The 19057-nt window shown below is 71.3% G+C and carries 18 protein-coding genes; 12 read left to right on the top strand and 6 right to left on the bottom strand.

The genetic code is table 11. The features are described from left to right. The 3 genes from M878_RS70470 to pdxR all read left to right on the top strand — a co-directional run. The coding region (locus M878_RS70470; protein ID WP_023548746.1) for a PP2C family protein-serine/threonine phosphatase at positions 1 to 712 on the top strand (712 nt) is incomplete at its 5' end. A 156-nt stretch (positions 713 to 868) separates the two neighbouring features. Continuing rightward, entirely contained in the window at positions 869 to 2356 is a 1488-nt protein-coding gene (locus M878_RS70465) for an aminopeptidase P family protein (protein ID WP_031225389.1), read from the top strand. Positions 2357 to 2423: 67 nt separating this feature from the next. Continuing rightward, positions 2424 to 3788, top strand: coding sequence for a MocR-like pyridoxine biosynthesis transcription factor PdxR (gene pdxR / locus M878_RS70460; RefSeq protein ID WP_023548742.1), 1365 nt, complete (start codon positions 2424 to 2426; stop codon positions 3786 to 3788). Between the two features lie 5 nt (positions 3789 to 3793). On the opposite strand, the gene M878_RS70455 is transcribed toward pdxR, so the two are convergent. Beyond that, on the bottom strand, positions 3794 to 4240 hold the full coding sequence (locus M878_RS70455) for an ATP-binding protein (protein ID WP_023548740.1): 447 nt from the start codon (positions 4238 to 4240) through the stop codon (positions 3794 to 3796). Positions 4241 to 4426: 186 nt separating this feature from the next. On the opposite strand from M878_RS70455, the gene M878_RS70450 reads away from it, so the two are divergent. From M878_RS70450 to M878_RS70410, 9 genes are all read left to right on the top strand, one after another. Then, positions 4427 to 5317, top strand: a complete 891-nt coding sequence (locus tag M878_RS70450; RefSeq protein ID WP_023548738.1) for a hypothetical protein — start codon at positions 4427 to 4429, stop codon at positions 5315 to 5317. Between the two features lie 166 nt (positions 5318 to 5483). Further along, complete coding sequence (locus tag M878_RS70445) at positions 5484 to 6221, top strand: YcnI family copper-binding membrane protein (protein WP_023548736.1); 738 nt, start codon at positions 5484 to 5486, stop codon at positions 6219 to 6221. A gap of 109 nt (positions 6222 to 6330) precedes the next feature. Further along, a complete protein-coding gene (locus M878_RS70440) occupies positions 6331 to 6984 on the top strand; it encodes an SCO family protein (protein ID WP_023548734.1) in 654 nt (217 codons plus the stop codon). Next, a complete protein-coding gene (locus M878_RS70435) occupies positions 6981 to 7484 on the top strand; it encodes a copper chaperone PCu(A)C (protein ID WP_023548732.1) in 504 nt (167 codons plus the stop codon). Before M878_RS70440 ends, M878_RS70435 begins: the two co-directional genes overlap by 4 nt. 16 nt (positions 7485 to 7500) lie before the next feature. Then, positions 7501 to 9444, top strand: a complete 1944-nt coding sequence (locus M878_RS70430; RefSeq protein ID WP_023548730.1) for a copper resistance CopC/CopD family protein — start codon at positions 7501 to 7503, stop codon at positions 9442 to 9444. An 8-nt stretch (positions 9445 to 9452) separates the two neighbouring features. Further along, positions 9453 to 10736 (top strand): iron uptake transporter deferrochelatase/peroxidase subunit, encoded by a 1284-nt coding sequence (efeB, locus tag M878_RS70425; RefSeq protein WP_023548728.1) that lies wholly within the window; start codon positions 9453 to 9455, stop codon positions 10734 to 10736. 142 nt (positions 10737 to 10878) lie between these two features. Beyond that, entirely contained in the window at positions 10879 to 11811 is a 933-nt protein-coding gene (gene pheA, locus M878_RS70420) for a prephenate dehydratase (RefSeq protein ID WP_023548726.1), read from the top strand. 552 nt (positions 11812 to 12363) lie between these two features. Then, positions 12364 to 13641 carry a serine--tRNA ligase gene (gene serS, locus M878_RS70415; RefSeq protein WP_023548724.1) on the top strand — a complete coding sequence of 426 codons (1278 nt, stop codon included), beginning with the start codon at positions 12364 to 12366 and terminating at the stop codon, positions 13639 to 13641. Next, entirely contained in the window at positions 13638 to 14438 is an 801-nt protein-coding gene (locus M878_RS70410) for an HAD family hydrolase (RefSeq protein WP_023548723.1), read from the top strand. Before serS ends, M878_RS70410 begins: the two co-directional genes overlap by 4 nt. Before the next feature lie 561 nt (positions 14439 to 14999). Here the strand turns inward: M878_RS70410 and M878_RS70405 are convergent. The 5 genes from M878_RS70405 to M878_RS70385 all read right to left on the bottom strand — a co-directional run bounded on the left by M878_RS70405 (position 15000) and on the right by M878_RS70385 (position 18873). Continuing rightward, complete coding sequence (locus tag M878_RS70405) at positions 15000 to 15242, bottom strand: SGM_3592 family protein (RefSeq protein ID WP_023548721.1); 243 nt, start codon at positions 15240 to 15242, stop codon at positions 15000 to 15002. Between the two features lie 99 nt (positions 15243 to 15341). Further along, a complete protein-coding gene (locus M878_RS70400; RefSeq protein ID WP_023548719.1) occupies positions 15342 to 16061 on the bottom strand; it encodes an ABC transporter permease in 720 nt (239 codons plus the stop codon). Positions 16062 to 16071: 10 nt separating this feature from the next. Then, positions 16072 to 16983, bottom strand: a complete 912-nt coding sequence (locus tag M878_RS70395; RefSeq protein WP_023548717.1) for an ABC transporter ATP-binding protein — start codon at positions 16981 to 16983, stop codon at positions 16072 to 16074. Further along, the gene (locus tag M878_RS70390; protein WP_023548716.1) at positions 16980 to 17888 is read right to left on the bottom strand and encodes an ABC transporter permease subunit; all 909 of its coding nucleotides are present in this window, start codon (positions 17886 to 17888) and stop codon (positions 16980 to 16982) included. The genes M878_RS70395 and M878_RS70390 overlap by 4 nt, the downstream gene beginning before the upstream one ends. Next, positions 17878 to 18873: an ABC transporter ATP-binding protein gene (locus tag M878_RS70385; protein ID WP_031225387.1), complete on the bottom strand. Its 996-nt coding sequence runs from the start codon at positions 18871 to 18873 to the stop codon at positions 17878 to 17880. The genes M878_RS70390 and M878_RS70385 overlap by 11 nt, the downstream gene beginning before the upstream one ends. Positions 18874 to 19057 lie beyond the last annotated feature (184 nt).

Below are 19057 nucleotides of genomic sequence, written 5' to 3'. Positions count from 1 at the left end.
CGTGGCGACCATCACCGAGGAACTGCTGCCCACCCGGCTGCCCCGCGTGCCCGGCGTGCAGCTCGCCGCCCGGCACCGCACCGGCCCGCGTGGCGGCGGCGACTGGTACGACGCGCTGCCGCTGCCGGACGCCGCGCTCGGCCTCTCCGTCGGCTCGGTCACCGGCTCAGGCCCGAGCGCGGTGGCCGCGATGGGCCGCCTGCGCGCCTCTCTGCGGGCCTACGCCGTGATGGAGGGCGAGGATCCGGTCGCCGTCCTGTCCGATCTGGAGCTGCTGCTGCGGCTGACCGAGCCTGCGCGCTCGGCCACCGCGCTGTTCGCCTACTGTGAGCCCGCCCTGCGCAAGGTCACACTGGCCGGCGCCGGACACAGCCCGCCGCTGCTGATCGGCGCACGGCGCACCGAGTTCGCCGAGACCTCCGTCTCCGCCCCGCTCGGCATGCTCGCCTGCTGGGAGGCGCCCAGCGTGGAGTTCCAGGCCGAGGCCGGAGAGACGGTCCTGCTCTACACCGACGGGCTGCTGCACCGTACCGGCGACCCCATGGACCGCGCCTTCGCCCGCCTGCACGCGGCCGCGGCGAGCATCCCGCGCGCGCTGCGCCGCGACCCCGGCGCCGTCGCCGACCACGTGCTGCGCGCCGTCCTGCCGAACGGCCTGGACGCGGCCGACAGCGAGGAGGACGTGGTGCTGCTGGCGGCCCGCTTCGAGTGAGCGAAGCCTCAGGGTGTCGGCATGACCGGGCATAACAGGTCATCCGGCCCGGGTCCGTCCACCGTACGACCGTACGATGATGGAGGCCCCCGCTCGGCCACAAGCGTGAGCGTCGCGGGCCCGGGGGAGATCACACGTCGTACCGAGGAGGATCACGTGGCCGACGAACTCAACCCGGCCGTGCCCGATGAAGCTGCTACCGCAGCGGGCCCGGAAACTGAGTCCGAGGAGCCCATCAAGCAGCGGAAGAACGGCCTGTACCCGGGTGTCTCCGACGAGCTGGCCGAGAACATGAAGTCCGGCTGGGCCGACACGGAGCTGCGTGACCTGCAGCCGATCCCGCAGGCCGCCGAGACCGCGCGCCGCCGCGCCGCGCTCTCCGCCCGCTTCCCGGGCGAGCGCCTGGTGATCCCGGCGGGCAACCTGAAGACCCGCTCGAACGACACCGAGTACGCCTTCCGCTCGTCCGTCGAGTACGCGTACCTCACCGGCAACCAGACCGAGGACGGCGTCCTGGTCCTGGAGCCCGCTGCCGAGGGCCACGAGGCGACGATCTACCTCCTGCCCCGCTCCGACCGCGAGAACGGCGAGTTCTGGCTCTCCGGCCAGGGCGAGCTGTGGGTCGGCCGCCGCCACTCCCTCACCGAGTCCGAGGCGCTCCACGGCATCCCGGCCGCCGACGTGCGCGAGCTCGCCGGCCAGCTCCGCGAGGCCACCGGCCCGGTCCGCGTGGTCCGCGGCTACGACGCCGGCATCGAGGCCGCCCTGACCGACAAGGTCACCGCCGAACGCGACGAGGAGCTGCGCGTCTTCCTCTCCGAGGCCCGGCTGGTCAAGGACGACTTCGAGATCGGCGAGCTGCAGAAGGCCGTCGACTCGACGGTCCGCGGCTTCGAGGACGTCGTGAAGGTCCTCGACAAGGCCGAGGCGACCAGCGAGCGCTACATCGAGGGCACCTTCTTCCTCCGCGCGCGCGTGGAGGGCAACGACGTCGGCTACGGCTCCATCTGCGCCGCCGGCCCGCACGCCTGCACGCTGCACTGGGTCCGCAACGACGGCCCGGTCCGCTCCGGCGACCTGCTCCTGCTCGACGCCGGCGTGGAGACCCACACGCTGTACACCGCCGACGTCACGCGCACGCTGCCGGTCAACGGCACGTACAGCGAGATCCAGAAGAAGATCTACGACGCGGTGTACGAGGCCCAGGAGGCCGGTATCGCGGCCGTACAGCCTGGCGCCAAGTACCGCGACTTCCACGACGCCGCCCAGCACGTGCTCGCCACGAGGCTCGTCGAGTGGGGCCTGGTCGAGGGCCCGGTCGAACGCGTCCTGGAGCTGGGCCTGCAGCGCCGCTGGACCCTGCACGGCACCGGTCACATGCTCGGCATGGACGTCCACGACTGCGCCGCCGCGCGGACCGAGACGTACGTGGACGGCACGCTGGAGCCGGGCATGGTCCTCACCGTCGAGCCGGGGCTGTACTTCCAGGCCGACGACCTGACCGTGCCGGAGGAGTACCGGGGGATCGGTGTGCGGATCGAGGACGACATCCTGGTCACGGAGGACGGCAACAGGAACCTTTCGGCCGGGCTGCCGCGCCGCTCCGACGAGGTCGAGGCGTGGATGGCCGCGCTGAAGGGCTGATCTGCGTTTGAATGGCCGGGTACCGGGGAGGTGCCCGGCCATTCGCGTGCCTAGGGGGAAGGTTTTCGTGAACGACTTCTGGTCCGGTGTGGGTGTGGATCTGCATCTCGAACCCGACTCGGCGGACGGCCGTCGTATCGGGCTCGAACGGGCGCTGCGGGATGCCGTACGGGACGGGCGGCTCGCGCCCGGGACCCGGCTGCCGGCCACCCGGCGGCTCGCGGCCGAGCTCGGGATCTCGCGCGGCACCACCAAGGCCGCCTACGACCAGCTCGTCGCCGAGGGATATCTGACGGCGCGCCAGGGCTCGGGCACCCGGGTCGCCGAGCTGCCCGCCGTCGAGTCGGCGGAACCCGGCACGGCGACACGCACGCGTGCCCCGCGTTTCGATCTGCGCCCCGGCAGCCCGGACGTCGGCGCCTTCCCGGCGGCCGCCTGGCTGCGCGCGCTGCGCCGGGCCATCGCGACGGCACCCTCACTGGCGTACGACTACGGCGACCCGCGCGGCCGGATCGAGCTGCGCACGGCGCTCTCCGGCTATCTGGGCCGGGCGCGCGGGGTGCTCGCGCCGCCGGAGCGGATCGTCATCACCTCCGGGTACGTCCAGGGCCTCGCGCTGCTCACGCGCGTGCTGGACGGCGCCGCCGTCGCCATGGAGGACCCCGGGCTGCCGTTCCACCGGGAGGTCGTACGGCGCAACGGCGGAACGGTCCTGCCGGTGCCGGTCGACGCACGCGGGGTGCGCCCCGAGCAGCTGGGCGAGGCGGCCGCCGTGGTGGTCACCCCGGCGCACCAGTACCCGACCGGTGTGACCCTGCACCCGGAGCGGCGGCGGGCACTCGGCGACTGGGCACGCGCGTGTGGCGGACTGATCGTCGAGGACGACTACGACGGGGAGTTCCGCTACGACCGCCAGCCGGTGGGCGCGCTGCAGGGCATGGCACCCGGCCGGGTGGTGTACCTCGGCACCGCCTCCAAGACGCTCGGCCCGGCGCTGCGGCTCGGCTGGATGGTGCTGCCGCCGCAGCTGGTCGACGCGGTCGCCGACGCCAAGCTGCACAGCGACCACCACACCGAGACCATCGGCCAGCTCGCGCTCGCCGAACTGATCGACAGCCACGCCTACGACCGGCACGTACGCGCGTGCCGGCTGCGCTACCGGCGCCGCCGGGACCAGCTGCTGGACCGGCTGGGGGCGGGCAGGAGCGTGCACGGGATCGCGGCGGGGCTGCACGCGCTGATCGACGTGCCCGACGAGGCCGAGGTGCTGGCCCGCGCGGAGGCGGAGGGCCTCGCCCTCGGCGCCCTCGGCGACCACTGGCACGCCCCCGGCCCCGGCCGCCCGCAGGGCCTGGTCGTCGGCTACGGCACACCCCGCGAGCGGGCGTACCCGGAGGCGCTGGAGGTGCTGGCGAAGGTACTGACCGCCTGAACCGCTCAAGCGATGAGCAGTGGAGGATCCTTCTTCCACTTGAGGATCTTGTCGAAGCTGACCACCGTGCCGCCCCGGCCGGGCTTGGCGCCGATCTGGACGTGATCGGCGAGTTCCTGGATGAGACAGAGCCCCCGGCCATGCTCGGCGTCCGGGCGGGCGGGGCGGATCTCCTGGGCACGCGCGAACCCCGGTCCGGAATCGGCCACTTCGATACGGCACTTCTCGCCGTCGAGATACGCGGTCACCCGGTACGCCCCCGAGGAGCCGCCGTGCGGGGTGTGCCCGCCATGCTCGACAGCGTTCGCGCAGGCTTCGGTGAGGGCGACGGACAGGTCGTAGGAGATCTCGGGGTCGACGCCGGCCGTCTCCATGGTGCCGATCAGCAGCCGTCGGGCGAGCGGCACGCTCGCGGCCTCGCGGCGCAGATGGAGTGACCACCAGATGCTCATGCTCCAGCCTCCTGGCCGCGGCTCGACATACCGATACGTATTGCCGCCCAAAGCGGGCCGTAAGCACACCGTTGACGTGACTCCGCCCATACAGCCGATGCGCCGCCGGAGGAATCGGTGTATGAGGGGCTATCCCGCGGCCCTGCCGTGGGACGCCGATGGACGCAGTGCGATGATGGGCCCGCCATGACTGCCCCCCACCCGCGCACGGAGTGCCCCGGAGCCGGGCTCCGGATCCTGCGGGCCGCGGTGTTCGCCGCGGTCTGTGTCGCGCTTGCCGCGTGCGGGCACGCCCTCGCCTCCTGTGCGAGCGTGCCGCTGTGGACGCTGGGCGCGGGGTTCGTCGGCTGTCTGCTGCTCGTGGTGCCACTCGCCGGGCGGGCCCGCTCGCTGCCCGGCATCGCCGCGCTCCTCGCGCTCGGCCAGACCGCCCTGCACACGCTGTTCGGGCTGGGCCAGCACGGGGCCGCCATGGTCTCGGGGCAGATGGCGACGGGGTCGATGGGGTCGATGAACCCCGCCGGCTCCACCAGCTCACCGGGCGCGACGGGCTCGCTGGGCTCCTCGCTCAGCGACACCGCGCTGGTCGAGCAGGCCGCGCGGTACCTGTGCGGGTCGAGCCCCGGCGCCCTCACCCCCGGGCGCGCCTTCCACGTCCTGCTCGCCGCGCACCTCATCGACCGCTCCGGCCGGTCCGTGACCGTGCCGGGCGGCCTGTCCCACGCATACGACGTCACCGGCTCCTCCGCCGCGCTGCTGCCTTCGCTGCCGATGCTGCTCGGCCACATCCTCGCGGCCGTCGCCGCCGGCTGGCTGCTGCGCCGCGGCGACCTGGCTCTGATGCGGCTGATCGAGCTGTCGGCGCATGGAGTCGCGGAGGGGGCGCTCGTACGATCCCTGCGCGCGGCGCTCGCGCTGGCGTGCGCCCTGTGCGCCGAGTTGCTGCCCGTCGCCGGGCCCGGCCCGCGCGGCCGTCGCACCGCCGCGGACGAGCCACCCGCCCCGCACACCGGCGCCCTCCAGCACACGGTGATCCGGCGCGGCCCGCCCACCGCCCGCTTCCTTCTCGCCGCCTGACGCGACGCGCGCACCACTCCACGGGAGACCCACAGGAGACCCATGGGAGACCCATGGGAGAGGCCGCCGCCGTCGCTCGGCACGCACGCGTGCGCTGAACGCGCAGAGCAGCAGGGCACGCGCACCCTCTCCGTCACCGGAACTCTCAGAGTGGAGTACCCCTGCCATGCAGGCTTCTCGTATCGCCTCGCGCGTCGCCGCCGCCACCGCTGTCGCGGGCACGGCCGTCCTCGCGCTGTCCGTCCCCGCCTTCGCACACGTCACCGTGCAGCCGGAGGGCACCGCGGCCAAGGGCGGCTACGCGGTCGTCGACTTCAAGGTCCCCAACGAGCGCGACAAGTCCACCACCACCAAGGTCGAGGTCGCCTTCCCGGACGACCACCCGCTCGCCTCGGTCATGCCCGAGCCCGTGCCCGGCTGGAACGTGCAGGTCACCAAGGCCAAGCTGAGCAAGCCGCTGACCATGCACGGCGAGAAGATCGACGAGGCCGTCACCAAGGTCACCTGGACCGCCGCCGACGGCAAGGGCATCCAGCCGGGCTACTTCCAGAAGTTCCCGCTCTCCGTCGGCGCCCTGCCCGAGAACACCGATCAGCTCGTGTTCAAGGCGCTGCAGACCTACTCCGACAACGAGGTCGTGCGCTGGATCGAGGTACCGCAGGCCGGCCAGAACGAGCCTGAGAACCCGGCGCCGGTCCTGCAGCTGTCCACCGCGACCGACGGCCACCACGGCACGGCGGACGCCAAGGGCACCGCCGACAAGACCGAGAACGCGGCCGCCGCCACGGACTCCGGCTCCCATGACACCGACACCACCGCGCGCGTGCTCGGCGTGGTCGGCATCGTCGTCGGCGTCGCGGGCGTCGCCTACGGCGTCCTCGCCGGCCGTCGCCGGACCGCCTGAGCCCACCGTTCCGTACCGCGCACGGGGGCGTACGACGCGTGCGACGCTGTCGAAGCCGTCGTACGACCCCCGGTGCGCGCCGGATTACTCACATCTGGGACATTTTTCTATGCGCAAGAAGACGTTCGCCGCGGCCGCGCTGCTCGCCGCCGCCACCCTGACCCTGTCCGCCTGCGGCAGCAGGAACGACGACAAGTCGCCGGTCTCCGTGGTCTCGGAGGAGTCCGGCTCGGGCAAGGCCGCCACCGTCCTCGACCAGCCCTTCGAGAAGCCGGACCTCGTCCTCACCGACACGCACGGCAAGAAGTACGACCTCCGCAAGGAGACCAAGGGCCATCCGACCCTCGTCTACTTCGGCTACACCCACTGCCCCGACATCTGCCCGACGACGATGAGCAACATCGCCGTCGCCAAGAAGGCGCTGCCCCAGGCCGAGCAGAACGACCTGCGCGTCGTGTTCGTCACCACCGACCCCGGCCGTGACACCCCGGTCCAGCTGGGCAAGTGGCTCAAGGGCATCGACCCCCAGTTCATCGGCCTGACCGGCGACTTCGCCACCATCCAGGCCGGCGCCCGCTCGGTCGGCATCTCCGTGGAGCCGACGACGAAGGACAAGAACGGCAAGCTGGTCTCCGTCCACGGCACCCAGGTCATCGCCTTCTCCCCGAAGACGAACGCCGGTTACGTCCTCTACGGCGAGGACGCCTCGGTCGACGACTACACCAAGGACCTGCCCAAGCTCGTCGAGGGGGCGAACCCGTGAGGCAACCCCTGGGCCGCCGAACCGTCCTGACCGCCGCCGCCCTCGCCGGCACGCTGGCCCTCGCGGGCTGCTCGGACTCCGGGTCGAAATCCCGGTCGAAATCCGGCTCCGGTTCCGGTTCCTCGAAGGCCGAGCTGTCGGTGAGCGGGTCGTACATACCGCAGCCGGTCTCCGCCGACATGGCCGCCGGCTTTCTGACGATCACCAACAAGGGCGGCGCCAAGGACGAGCTGACCTCGGTGACCAGCGACGACGCCGGCCAGGTCACCATGCACAGCACCATGGGCGGCGCCATGCAGGAGCAGAGCTCCTTCGCCATACCCGCCCACGGTCAACTCGTGTTCAAAAGCGGTGGCAACCATCTGATGTTCGAGAAGCTGAAGCGCAAGCCGAAGCAGGGCCAGACGGTCACCGTGAGACTCACCTTCGCCACATCCGGGCCCCTCACCGTCGAGATGCCGGTGAAGTCCGCCACGTACAACCCGTCGACCGGCCACTGAGGGAGGGACCGACACCGTGACGCGGACCATCACCCCCACACGAGGGCGGAGCAGCCTGCGCATCCTGGTGGTGCTGCTCCTCGCCGTCACCGGCGCACTGCTGGCGGGCGCCGGACCGGCCTCCGCGCACGCGGCGCTGACCGGCAGCGACCCCGCGCAGGGGGTGGTGGTCAAACAGGCACCCAGCCAGGTGTCGCTCACCTTCTCCGAGAAGGTGGCGATGAACGACGACTCGCTGCGCGTCCTCGACCCGCGGGGCAAGCCGGTGCAGAGCGGCAAACCCGGCAACGTGAGCGGGACGACGTACGCGGTGCGGCTCAAGAGCGGCCTGGGCAAGGGCACTTACACGGTCACCTACCAGGTCGTCTCGGCCGACAGCCACCCCGTCTCCGGCGCCTACACCTTCTCCATCGGGGCACCCTCGCAGACCGTGGTCTCCGGCACCGGGCCGGTCGCGGGCGGCGGAGTCGTCGGGGGGCTCTACGCGCTCGGGCGGTACGCGTCGTACGCCGGCTTCATCGTTCTCGCGGGCGGCGCCGCCTTCGTACTCGCCTGCTGGCAGCGCGGCGCCGGTGTACGGGCCCTGCAGCGGCTGGTCGTCGGCGGCTGGCTCACACTCACCGCGGCCACCCTGTGGCTGCTGCTCCTGCGCGGCTCGTACACCACCTCAGGGAAGGCCGCCGACGTCTTCGACCTCGGGCTGCTCGGCCAGGTGCTGCAGACCAAGACCGGCGCGGCCCTGGTCTCCCGCCTGCTGCTGCTCGCCGCCGCCGCGCTGTTCATCGCCGTCCTCTTCGGCGCCTACACCAAGCGGGAGGAGGGCCAGGAGAAGCGCGACCTGACCTTCGGGCTCGCGATCGGCGGGGTGGTCGTCGCGGCCGGGCTCGCCACCAGCTGGGCCATGGCCGAGCACGCCTCGGTCGGACTGCAGCCGGGCATCGCCATGCCCGTCGACGTCGTCCATCTGCTCGCCGTCGCCGCCTGGCTGGGCGGGCTCACCGCCCTGCTCGTCGCCCTGTACCGGGCGCCCGCCGAGACACCGGTGGAGGTCACCGCCGTCGCCCGCTTCTCCCGCATGGCCTTCGGCTCCGTCCTCGCACTCGTCGCGACCGGCACCTACCAGTCCTGGCGCCAGCTGGGCTCCTGGTCGGCGTTCACCGACACCCGGTACGGACAGCTGCTGCTGGTCAAGATCGGGCTGGTGGCGCTGCTGGTCGGCATCGCCTCGGTCTCCCGGCGATGGACGGGCCGGCTCGCCGACACGGCCGCCGTCACGCCCGAGCAATCCGAGAGGGAACGGGTCGCCTCCGGCGCGGCCAAACGCTCCACCGGCTCCGGCACGGCCGAGCAGTCCGCCAAGGGCAAGACCAGCGGGGACCCCCGGCGCGCCGAGCAACTCGCCCGGCAGCGGGCCGCCATGGACGCCGCCCGGCAGAAGCGGCTGCGCGACGGTGACACGAACCGCTTCGGACTGCGCCGCACGGTTCTCGCCGAGGCAGGCGTCGCGGTCGTGCTGCTCGCCGTCACCACCTGGCTGACCCAGACCGAGCCGGGCCGCACCGAGCTGGAGGCCAAGGCCGCCGGCTCGTCGTCGAGCCCGGCCACGGCGCCCTCGAACGGCGCGCTGACCCTGGACATGCCCTTCGACACCGGCGGCAGCGACGGCAAGGGCGTCGTCAGCATCGACCTCGACCCCGCGCGCGTGGGCGGCAACGAGATGCACGTATACGTCCAGCGGCCAGGCGGCCAGGCCTTCGACATCCCCGAGGTGAAGGTCGCCTTCACCCTCGAGGCGAAGAAGATCGGCCCGCTTCCCGTGACCCCCGACCACATCACGACCGGTCACTGGTCGGCGAGCGGAGTGCAGATCCCCATGGCCGGCGACTGGAAGATCGCCGTCACCGTACGGACCTCCGACATCGACCAGGTGACCGTCTCCAAGAACGCGCAGATCGGCTGAACGACACCATGCCCGACCAGTCCATCCCCCAGGCCCGCACATCCGCCGAGGTGTCACAGGACCCCGATTCCACCGGCGGCCACGGCGTCTCCCGGCGCGCGCTGCTCGGCACCGCCGGGGCCACCGGGCTCGTGCTCGGCGCGGCCGGCGGGGCCGTGGGCTATGCCGCAGCGCCCGCCCCGGCCACCCCGCTGACCTCGGTCGGCTCCGGCCGGGCGATGTTTCACGGGAAACATCAGCCCGGCATCACCGAGGGCCTCCAGGCGCGTGGCCATCTCGCCGCCTTCGACCTGACGGCGGGCGCGGGCCGCAAGGAGGCCGCGGCATTGCTGCGCCGCTGGTCGGCGACGGCCGAGCGGCTGATGTCGGGCGAGGCCGCGCCGCACGACGACACCGATGTGGCCCGTGACGCCGGGCCCTCCTCGCTGACGATCACCTTTGGCTTCGGGCACGGCTTCTTCGGCAGAACCGGTCTGGAGAAGCAGCGGCCGAGCGCGCTGGACCCGCTGCCGGACTTCTCCTCCGACCACCTGGACAAGGCGCGCAGCGACGGCGACCTGTGGGTGCAGATCGGTGCGAACGACGCCCTGGTCGCCTTCCACGCCCTGCGCGCGATCCAGAGAGACGCGGGCGGCGCGGCCCGGCTGCGCTGGCAGATGAACGGCTTCAACCGCACCCCTGGCGCCACCGCCCACCCCATGACCGCCCGCAACCTCATGGGCCAGCTGGACGGCACCCGCAATCCGAAGCCCACCGACTCCGACTTCGACCGGCGGATCTTCGTGCCCGCCTCGGGCGAGCCGGCTTGGATGGCGAACGGCTCCTACGCCGTCGTACGCCGTATCCGGATGCTCCTGGACGACTGGGAAAAGCTGTCGGTGTCGGCCCAGGAGGCGGTCATCGGACGCCGGAAGTCCAACGGGGCGCCGCTGTCCGGGGGCGGCGAGACGACCCCGATGGACCTGGAGAAGACTGACACCAAGGGCGAGTACGTCGTCCCGCTCAACGCGCACGCCCGGATCACCCGGCCCGACAAGAACGGCGGCGCGGCCATGCTGCGGCGCCCCTTCTCCTACCACGACGGCTTCGACGCGGACGGCACGCCCGACGCCGGCCTGCTCTTCGTCTGCTGGCAGGCGGACCCGCTGCGCGGCTTCGTACCGGTACAGCGCAAGCTCGACCGGGGCGACGCGCTCTCGCAGTTCATCCGGCACGAGGCGAGCGGCCTGTTCGCGGTGCCGGGCGGGGCGGCGAAGGGTGAGTACGTGGGGCAGCGGCTGCTGGAGGGGTAGCCCGGCCTGACGGGGTTCATGAGGTTGCAGGGTTTACGGGGTTTACGGGTTCTCCTGGGCTTTCCCGCATCAAACCACTCGGTCGAGTGGCTCTCGTGAGACACCTGAGCCGGGGCGGCGCGCGGCCATTAGGGTGAGGGACATGCCAGCGAGCTATGCGTATCTCGGCCCCGAGGGCACCTTCACCGAAGTCGCCCTGCGGACGCTCCCGGAAGCCGCCACCCGGGAACTCGTTCCGTTCGTGTCGGTGCAGTCCGCGCTGGACGCGGTGCGGGCCGGCGAGGCCGAGGCGGCGTTCGTACCGATCGAGAACTCCGTCGAGGGCGGCATCACCACCACCCTGGACGAGCTGGTCGCGGGCGAGCCGCTGACCATCTACCGCGAGGTCCTGCTGTCGATCACCTTCGCGCTGCTGGTCCGGCCCGGCACGAAGCTCACGGACATCAAGACCGTCTCCGCGCACCCGGCGGCCCAGCCGCAGGTGCGCAACTGGCTGCGCAAGCATCTCCCGGACGCGGTCTGGGAGTCGGCCGCCTCCAACGCGGACGCCGCCCGCCTGGTCCAGGAGGGCCGCTACGACGCCGCCTTCGCGGGCGAGTTCGCCGCCGCCCGGTACGGCCTCGAGGCCCTGGAGACCGGGATCCACGACGCGGAGAACGCCCAGACCCGGTTCGTGCTGGTCGGCCGCCCGGCCCGGCCCGCCGCGCCGACCGGTGCCGACAAGACCTCGGTGGTGCTGTGGCAGCGCGACGACCACCCCGGTGGCCTGCGCGACCTGCTCGGCGAATTCGCCACGCGCGGCATCAACCTCATGCTGCTCCAGTCCAGGCCGACCGGAGCCGGCATCGGCAACTACTGCTTCTGCATCGACGCCGAGGGCCATATCTCCGACCGGCGGATGGCCGAGGCGCTGATGGGGCTGAAGCGGATCTGCCTCCAGGTGCGCTTCCTCGGCTCCTACCCGCGCGCGGACATCACACCGGGCGAGGCCCGGCCGACGCCGCCGGGGACGTCGGACGGGGAGTTCATGGCGGCGGCGGACTGGGTGACGCGCTGCCAGGACGGCCGTTTCTAGCCAGTCGTACCTGCATATCATCGTTATCCACAGAAGTTATCCACAGGTCCGCTTCTCGACCTGGGGACAAGTCGACAGGGGTGTGTGAGTCGGTCGACAAATCACCTCTCGCAGCCCCCGGGCGGCCACCACTCCACACCTCACCCTTCGTCCACCCGTTTCCGTTGATTCATCTTTTGGGGCGACTACTTTCCACCCAAAAGTGGGTGTGACCCGGGTTTGCCCTGGGAATTCCTCAGTCCGGCGACAACTTCCGGAGTGATCAATTCCGAAGTCCACAGACCTTCCACACAGCCTGTGGATAACTCTTCAGGAGGTGTGGATTTCTGTGGACAACCGGGCCGCGAAGTCCCGCTCTCCACAAGGGAATCCAGTCAATCAGGCGCCTGGGACGTGCCCCGTCCCAGGGAGTGAGACACTTTTCCTTGACGCCGCTCTTATACGTTCCGCATTTTGCCCATAACGGAACGTAAGCGGGCGAACAGTGGCAAATAAGAACTCCGTGGAATAGGGATTCGTGAGCGGCGAGCCCGCACCGGTAGCCTTGGCCTCGTGATTGACCTTCGCCTGCTCCGTGAGGACCCCGACCGTGTGCGCGCGTCCCAGCGCGCCCGTGGAGAGGACGTCGCGCTCGTCGACTCCCTCCTGTCTGCCGACGAGCGGCGCAGGTCCTCCGGCGTCCGCTTCGACGAGCTGCGCGCCGAGCAGAAGCAGCTCGGCAAGCTGATCCCCAAGGCCACCGGCGACGAGAAGGCCGAGCTGCTGGGGCGCGCCGAGCAGCTGAAGGCCGACGTCAAGGCCGCCGACGCCGAGCGGGACGCGGCCGACACCGAGACCCAGGAGCTGCTGCTCCGGCTCGGCAACCTCGTCCACCCCGACGTGCCCGTCGGCGGCGAGGAGGACTTCGTCACGCTGGAGACGCACGGCACCATCCGTGACTTCGGCGCCGAGGGCTTCGAGCCCAAGGACCACCTGGAGCTGGGCCAGACCCTCGGCGCGATCGACGTCGAGCGCGGCGCCAAGGTCTCCGGCTCCCGCTTCTACTTCCTCACCGGTGTCGGCGCCCTGCTGGAGCTGGCCCTGGTGAACGCGGCGATCGCCCAGGCCACGGCGGCCGGCTTCACGCCCATGCTCACCCCGGCGCTGGTCCGCCCCCAGTCCATGGCGGGCACCGGCTTCCTCGGCCAGGCCGCCCAGGACGTCTACCACCTCGACAAGGACGACCTGTACCTGGTCGGCACGTCCGAGGTGCCGCTGGCGGCCTACCACATGGACGAGATCATCGACGCGGACCGCCTTCCCCTGCGCTACGCGGGCTTCTCGCCCTGCTTCCGCCGCGAGGCCGGCTCGCACGGCAAGGACACCCGGGGCATCTTCCGTGTGCACCAGTTCGACAAGGTCGAGATGTTCTCGTACGTCGCGCCCGAGGACTCCCAGGCCGAGCACCAGCGCCTGCTGGAGTGGGAGAAGCAGTGGCTGACCTCGCTGGAGCTGCCGTTCCGCGTCATCGACGTCGCCAGCGGTGACCTCGGCGCCTCGGCCGCCCGTAAGTACGACTGCGAGGCGTGGATCCCGACCCAGGGCAAGTACCGCGAGCTGACCTCGACCTCGGACTGCACCGAGTTCCAGTCCCGCCGCCTGTCGATCCGCGTCCGCGACGGCAAGCAGGTCAAGCCGCTCGCCACGCTCAACGGCACGCTGTGCGCCGTACCGCGCACGATCGTGGCGATCCTGGAGAACCACCAGCAGGCCGACGGCTCGGTCCGGGTCCCCGAGGTGCTGCGCCCCTACCTGGGCGGCCGGGAGGTCCTGGAGCCGGTCGCCAAGTGACCGGCTTCCCCTACCGGCTGATCGCCACCGATCTTGACGGAACGCTTCTGCGCTCCGATGAGTCGGTCTCGCAGCGCACCCGTGACGCGCTCGCCGCGGCCACCGCGGCGGGTGCGGCCCACATCGTCGTCACCGGCCGCGCGGTCCCGTGGACCCAGCACATCCTGGACGACCTCGGCTACGACGGCCTCGCCGTCTGCGGCCAGGGCGCACAGGTCTACGACGCGGGGACGCACCGCCTGCTGACCTCGGTCACCCTGGACCGGCAGCTGGCGGGCGTGGCCCTGGCCAAGATCGAGGCCGAGGTGGGCCCGCTGTACCTGGCGGCCAGCCGCGACGGCCTCGACGGCGACGTCTTGATAGGCCCGGGCTACGCGGTCACCGGTTCCCTCCCCGCCACCCCGTTCACGGACGTCTCCGACCTCTGGACGGCTCCGCTGAACAAGATCTACATACAGCATCCGACGCTGTCCGACGACGATCTGGCGGACGCGGCCCGGCGAGCGGCGGGTGGCTTCGTCAACGTGGCCATGGCGGGCGAGGGCATCGTGGAGCTGCTGCCGCTCGGCCTGTCCAAGGCCACGGGGCTGTCTCTGGCGGCCCGCCGCCTGGGCCTGAAGGCGGCCGACACGATCGCCTTCGGCGATATGCCCAACGACATCCCGATGTTCGCCTGGGCGTCCCGGGGCGTGGCGATGGCCAACGCACACGACGAGCTCCGCGAGGTCTCTGACGAGGTCACGGCCTCCAATGAGGAGGACGGCATCGCGGTGGTACTGGAGCGACTGCTGGCATAGCCGCGGGGCCGCGCCCGGCCCGCCCGCGCCCTGTTGGGTCTGCGGTCCATCGCCGAGTGCGGGTGCGTCGTGGCTTGTCGCTCCCCCATCGCGGCGGAGCCGCATATCGATACAGCCCCGCGCCCCTAGGGGTTGCACTGCTGTCGGCTGCACAGCGCCGATGTCGCTGCGGGCAGTCGTGCCGCTGGGGCGGCACGGGTGGGCGCAGGGGCACCTCGTGGCGCCGAGTTGCGCGACTCACCCGGCCACCCCAGCGCAGGGTGCCCCCTAGAACTGGGGGCCACAGGGAAGGCGGCCCACGCAAGCGCAGCGCATGCGCTCGCGTGCTCGAAGCGGCCGCCCCGGGCTGCCCCTGGGGCTCGACGGTGGGGTAACTACACCGGAGCCGGCCTCGGGCTGCCCTGGCGGGAGCTGGGCGTACTGTCGTGCATCGACATCGCCCGGCTCCTCTCCCGGATCGTGACGCCGGGACGTTCCCGGCGGATGGGGCACAACCACTCTGCCCCGCCGCCGAGTTGGACGCCACTGAATTAACCGGTACCGGGATACCGAGAGCCCGCGCTACCGGCGGCGCCACCTGCGGCGCCGCGCCTTGCTGAAGAACCAGCCCGCCGGCGGCTCGTCGGAGCGCCACGGCTGCGGCTCGGGCTCCTCGGCCCGCCAGCGCGCGGCGAGCATCCGGGCTCTCGCGGACGGCTCGGAGGTCCCGGCGGCGTGGACGAAGGCCTCGTCCAGGACCAGCTCGTCCCAGGCGTCGCCCTCGGACCGCCCACGCCCGTCGTTCTGCGGTATCTCCTCTGCCATCACCGGCCTCCTAGCCGTACATCCGCTTTGCCCAGTGTGCCCGGACCGAGGTGAAGCCCCCGTCAAAGCCGCCGGCCCGGACGGGAACCCGCCCGGTGCCTACTCCTCGCCCGCCAGCTTCAGCGTCCGCAGCTTCTGCCCGGCGTACCAGGTGGCCAGCGCGGTGACCGCGACCAGCAGCACGGTGGCCGTCCCCAGACTCACGTCCGAGGTCACCAGATCCCCGCCGGCGATCTTGTGGGCGACGGCCAGCGACCACTGCTGGACACTGAGCGTGCGCGCGCCGGGCACCAGTGAGCCGAACAGCGCCTCCCAGACCAGCGCGTAGACGAGCCCGAAGACCACCGCGTGCCGGGAGACCGTGCCGAGCAGCAGGAACAGCGCCGAGTAGGCGATGGAGGAGACCAGCGCGGCGACCGTGTAGGCGACGGCGATCTGCTGGCCGTTGCCGTTGAGGATCAGGCCCGCGATCAGGGTCGGCACCGCCGAGAAGACCATGGTCACGGCGATGGCGACGATCAGCTTGGTGAAGATGATCGTGGGCCGCTTCAGCGGCTTGGACAGCAGATAGACGACGGAGCCGTCGTCGATCTCCGGCCCGATCGCCCCCGTGCCCGCGATGACGCCGATGATCGGCACCATCGTGGCGATCGCGAAGCCGCCGAGCACGTCGGAGGCGGTCTGGTCGTCGGCTCCGGTCAGAGCCCGCACGGCCACGGAGAGCACGATCAGCAGCAGCGGCAGCGCGCCGAGGATGAGGGCCCGGCGTCGGCCGAGCAGGGCCCGATAGGTGAGCCGGGCGACAGTGGGGTCGTACATCTTCGGCCTCCTACGCCGCGACCAGGTACGAGAAGACGGACTCCAGGGACTCGTCGGACGGCGAGACCGTGAGGAGCCGGATGCCGTGGTCCCGGGCGACCTTCGGCAGCAGGGCGGTGAAGCGGCCGAAGTCGACGGCCTGGATGCGCAGCGCGCCCTCGCTCATGTCGACCTCGATGCCGGCCGTCGAGGGATCGGCGATCAGCGCGGCCGCAAGCGCGCGGTCGTCGCTGGAGCGGACCAGATAGCGGTGCGGGCGGTCGGTCATCAGCCGGCGGATCTTGCGGAAGTCGCCGCTGGCCGCGTGCCGTCCGGCGACCACGACCTCGATATGCCGGGCGAGCTGCTCGACCTCTTCGAGGATGTGCGAGGAGAACAGCACGGTGCGGCCCTCGTCGCCCATCTTCCGCAGCAGGTCCATCAGTTGCATGCGCTGTCGCGGGTCCATGCCGTTGAACGGCTCGTCCAGCAGGAGCAGCGAGGGGTCGTGGACCAGCGCGCTCGCCATCTTCACGCGCTGGCGCATGCCCTTGGAGTACGTGGCGATCCTGCGGTCCTGCGCGTACTCCATCTCGACCGTGGCCAGCGCCTTCTGCGCCGCCTTGGCGCCGAGGCCGTGCAACTCGGCGTTGGCGACGACGAACTCCCGGCCGGTGAGGAAGTCGTACATCGCCTCGCGCTCGGGGACGATGCCGATGTGCCGGTAGATCTGCTCGTTGCGCCACACCGGCTGTCCGTCGAGGGTGACCGTGCCGGTGGAGGGGGCGAGGAAGCCGCCCATCATGTTGATCAGGGTGGACTTTCCGGCGCCGTTGGGGCCGAGCAGGCCGGTGACACCGGGGCCGATGGTCATGGTGATGTCGTTGACGGCGACCACGTTGCCGAACCAGCGGGAGACGTGGTCGATGCTGAGCGTGGTCACAGTCCCACCTTCTTGTAGCGGCGCACCAGCAGGCCGTAGCTGCCGGCGATCAGGGCGAGCACGACCAGGACGTAGACCACGCCCTGCCCGGCCGACGGGTTGATCGCTCCGGGGTTGCGGGCGGTCGCGCCCAGGAAGGCCGACTGGACGCCGTCGATGAGTGTGACGGGCGAGAACAAGCCGATCCACGGGATGGCGGAGGTGTGGTTCTGCACGTTGGCGATGGCCTGGAGCGTGCTGACCGCGCCGTAGGAGATGATCAGCACGGCGATCACGGCGGCGATGCCGAAGCCGCGGCGCGGGGTGACGGCGGCGATGACCAGGCCGATGCCGGCGAAGAGCAGGGAGAGCAGCGCCACGGAGACCAGTCCCTCGGCGAATTCCTTCGTCTGGTGGGCGAAGCCCAGCTTGGACAGCAGCGCGCCCACGTACATCACGAGCAGGGGAGCGGCGGTCAGGATGAAGATCGCCGAGGCGAGTGACGCGAATTTGGCGCGGACGTAGTCGGCGGTCTCGATGGGCCGCGAGAAGTACAGCGGCACGGTCTTGAAGCGCAGGTCGCGGGAGACGGCCTGGGGTGCCTGCGCGGCGACGTACAGGCTGATCACGGCCTGCATCATGATCGCGTAGCGGGTGTAGGCCACCGGCAGTTCGTGCGCCTTGGTGGCGACCGCGACGGCCACCATGATGGCCGCGGGCACGCACATCACCGTGAACAGCAGCATCGGCAGCACCTTGGACTTGGCCGAGCGGCCGAGGCCGTAGGCGCCGCGCAGGGACTGCGAGTACAGCGAGCGGCGGGCGTAGGCGCGGCCGAGGCGGGGGCCGTCGTAGCCGCGGTAGCCGATGTCGTGGATGCGGGTCTGGTCGCCCGCGGGGGTGGTCAGGGGCTGCTCAACCGCCATGGCCGACGGCCTCCTTCCGCTGCTCGTCGCTGCCGTGCTCGTCGCTGCTGTGTTCGTCTGTGCTGGTGAACACCTCGGAGATGTGGTGCCGGCGCTGCTCCATGCGGACCAGGCCCAGTCCGAGGTCGGCGACCACGTCCCGGACCAGGTCGTACGTCTGCTCGCCCTGGGCGGTGAGCAGCAGGATGTGCCCGGCGCCGGGCAGGCCCGCGCCTTCGGCGTGCGTCTCCGCCCCGCGCGCGTGGAGCTCGTCGCGGACCGCGCGGGTGCCGTCGGGGTGGGCGTCGCTGTCGGTGACCTCGATCGCGAGTGTGGTCGTGGTCTGCGTGAAGTCGGTCGTGGAGCTGGAGCGCAGGAGCTTGCCGCCGTCGATGACGACGACGTGGTCGCAGGTGCGCTCCAACTCGCCCAGCAGATGGGAGGTGACCAGGACCGAGATGCCGAACTCGGTGTGAATGCGGCGGATCAGGCCGAGCATCTCGTCCCGGCCGACCGGGTCGAGGCCGTTGGTCGGCTCGTCCAGGAACACCAGCTGCGGGTCGTGCACCAGCGCCTGGGCGAGCTTGACGCGCTGCTTCATGCCGGTCGAGTAGCCGCCGATGGGGCGGTAGCGCTCCTCGTACAGACCGACGTGGCGCAGGGTGTCCGCGGTGCGCTCGCGCGCGGCGGTGGGCGGCAGGCCGGACATGCGCGCCATGTGGACGACGAACTCGGTGGCCGAGACGTCCGGGGGCAGGCAGTCGTGCTCCGGCATGTAGCCGACGCGCTCACGGATGGTGCCGCCCTTGGTGGCGACGTCGAGGCCGAGCACCTCGGCGCGGCCCTCCGTGGCGGGGGAGAGACCCAGCAGGATCTTGATCAGGGTGGACTTGCCGGCGCCGTTGGCTCCGACGAGTCCGGTCACACCGGGCCCGATGTCCACGGACAGCCGGTCGAGAGCGGTCACCCGGGGGAACCGCTTGCTCAGGCTTTCGGTCGCGATCACAGTCACGCCTACGACGGTAGTGATCCCGGCCACGCCGGTCGTCAGACCACAGAGCCGTCTTCGCGTCAGACCCAGGTATTACGGGACCCTAGGGGTCACCCTGCCTAGGAGTTACCGCGGGTTTTCCACAGCCTGCCGCCCCTCCTATTGACGCGGCCTCTAACAACTGTCACATTCACCAGTG

Source organism: Streptomyces roseochromogenus subsp. oscitans DS 12.976 (genome assembly GCF_000497445.1).
In the GTDB taxonomy this organism is placed as follows: domain Bacteria; phylum Actinomycetota; class Actinomycetes; order Streptomycetales; family Streptomycetaceae; genus Streptomyces; species Streptomyces oscitans.
Note: the sequence above shows the minus strand (reverse complement) of the source record. Positions and strands in the feature narration are given on the sequence as shown.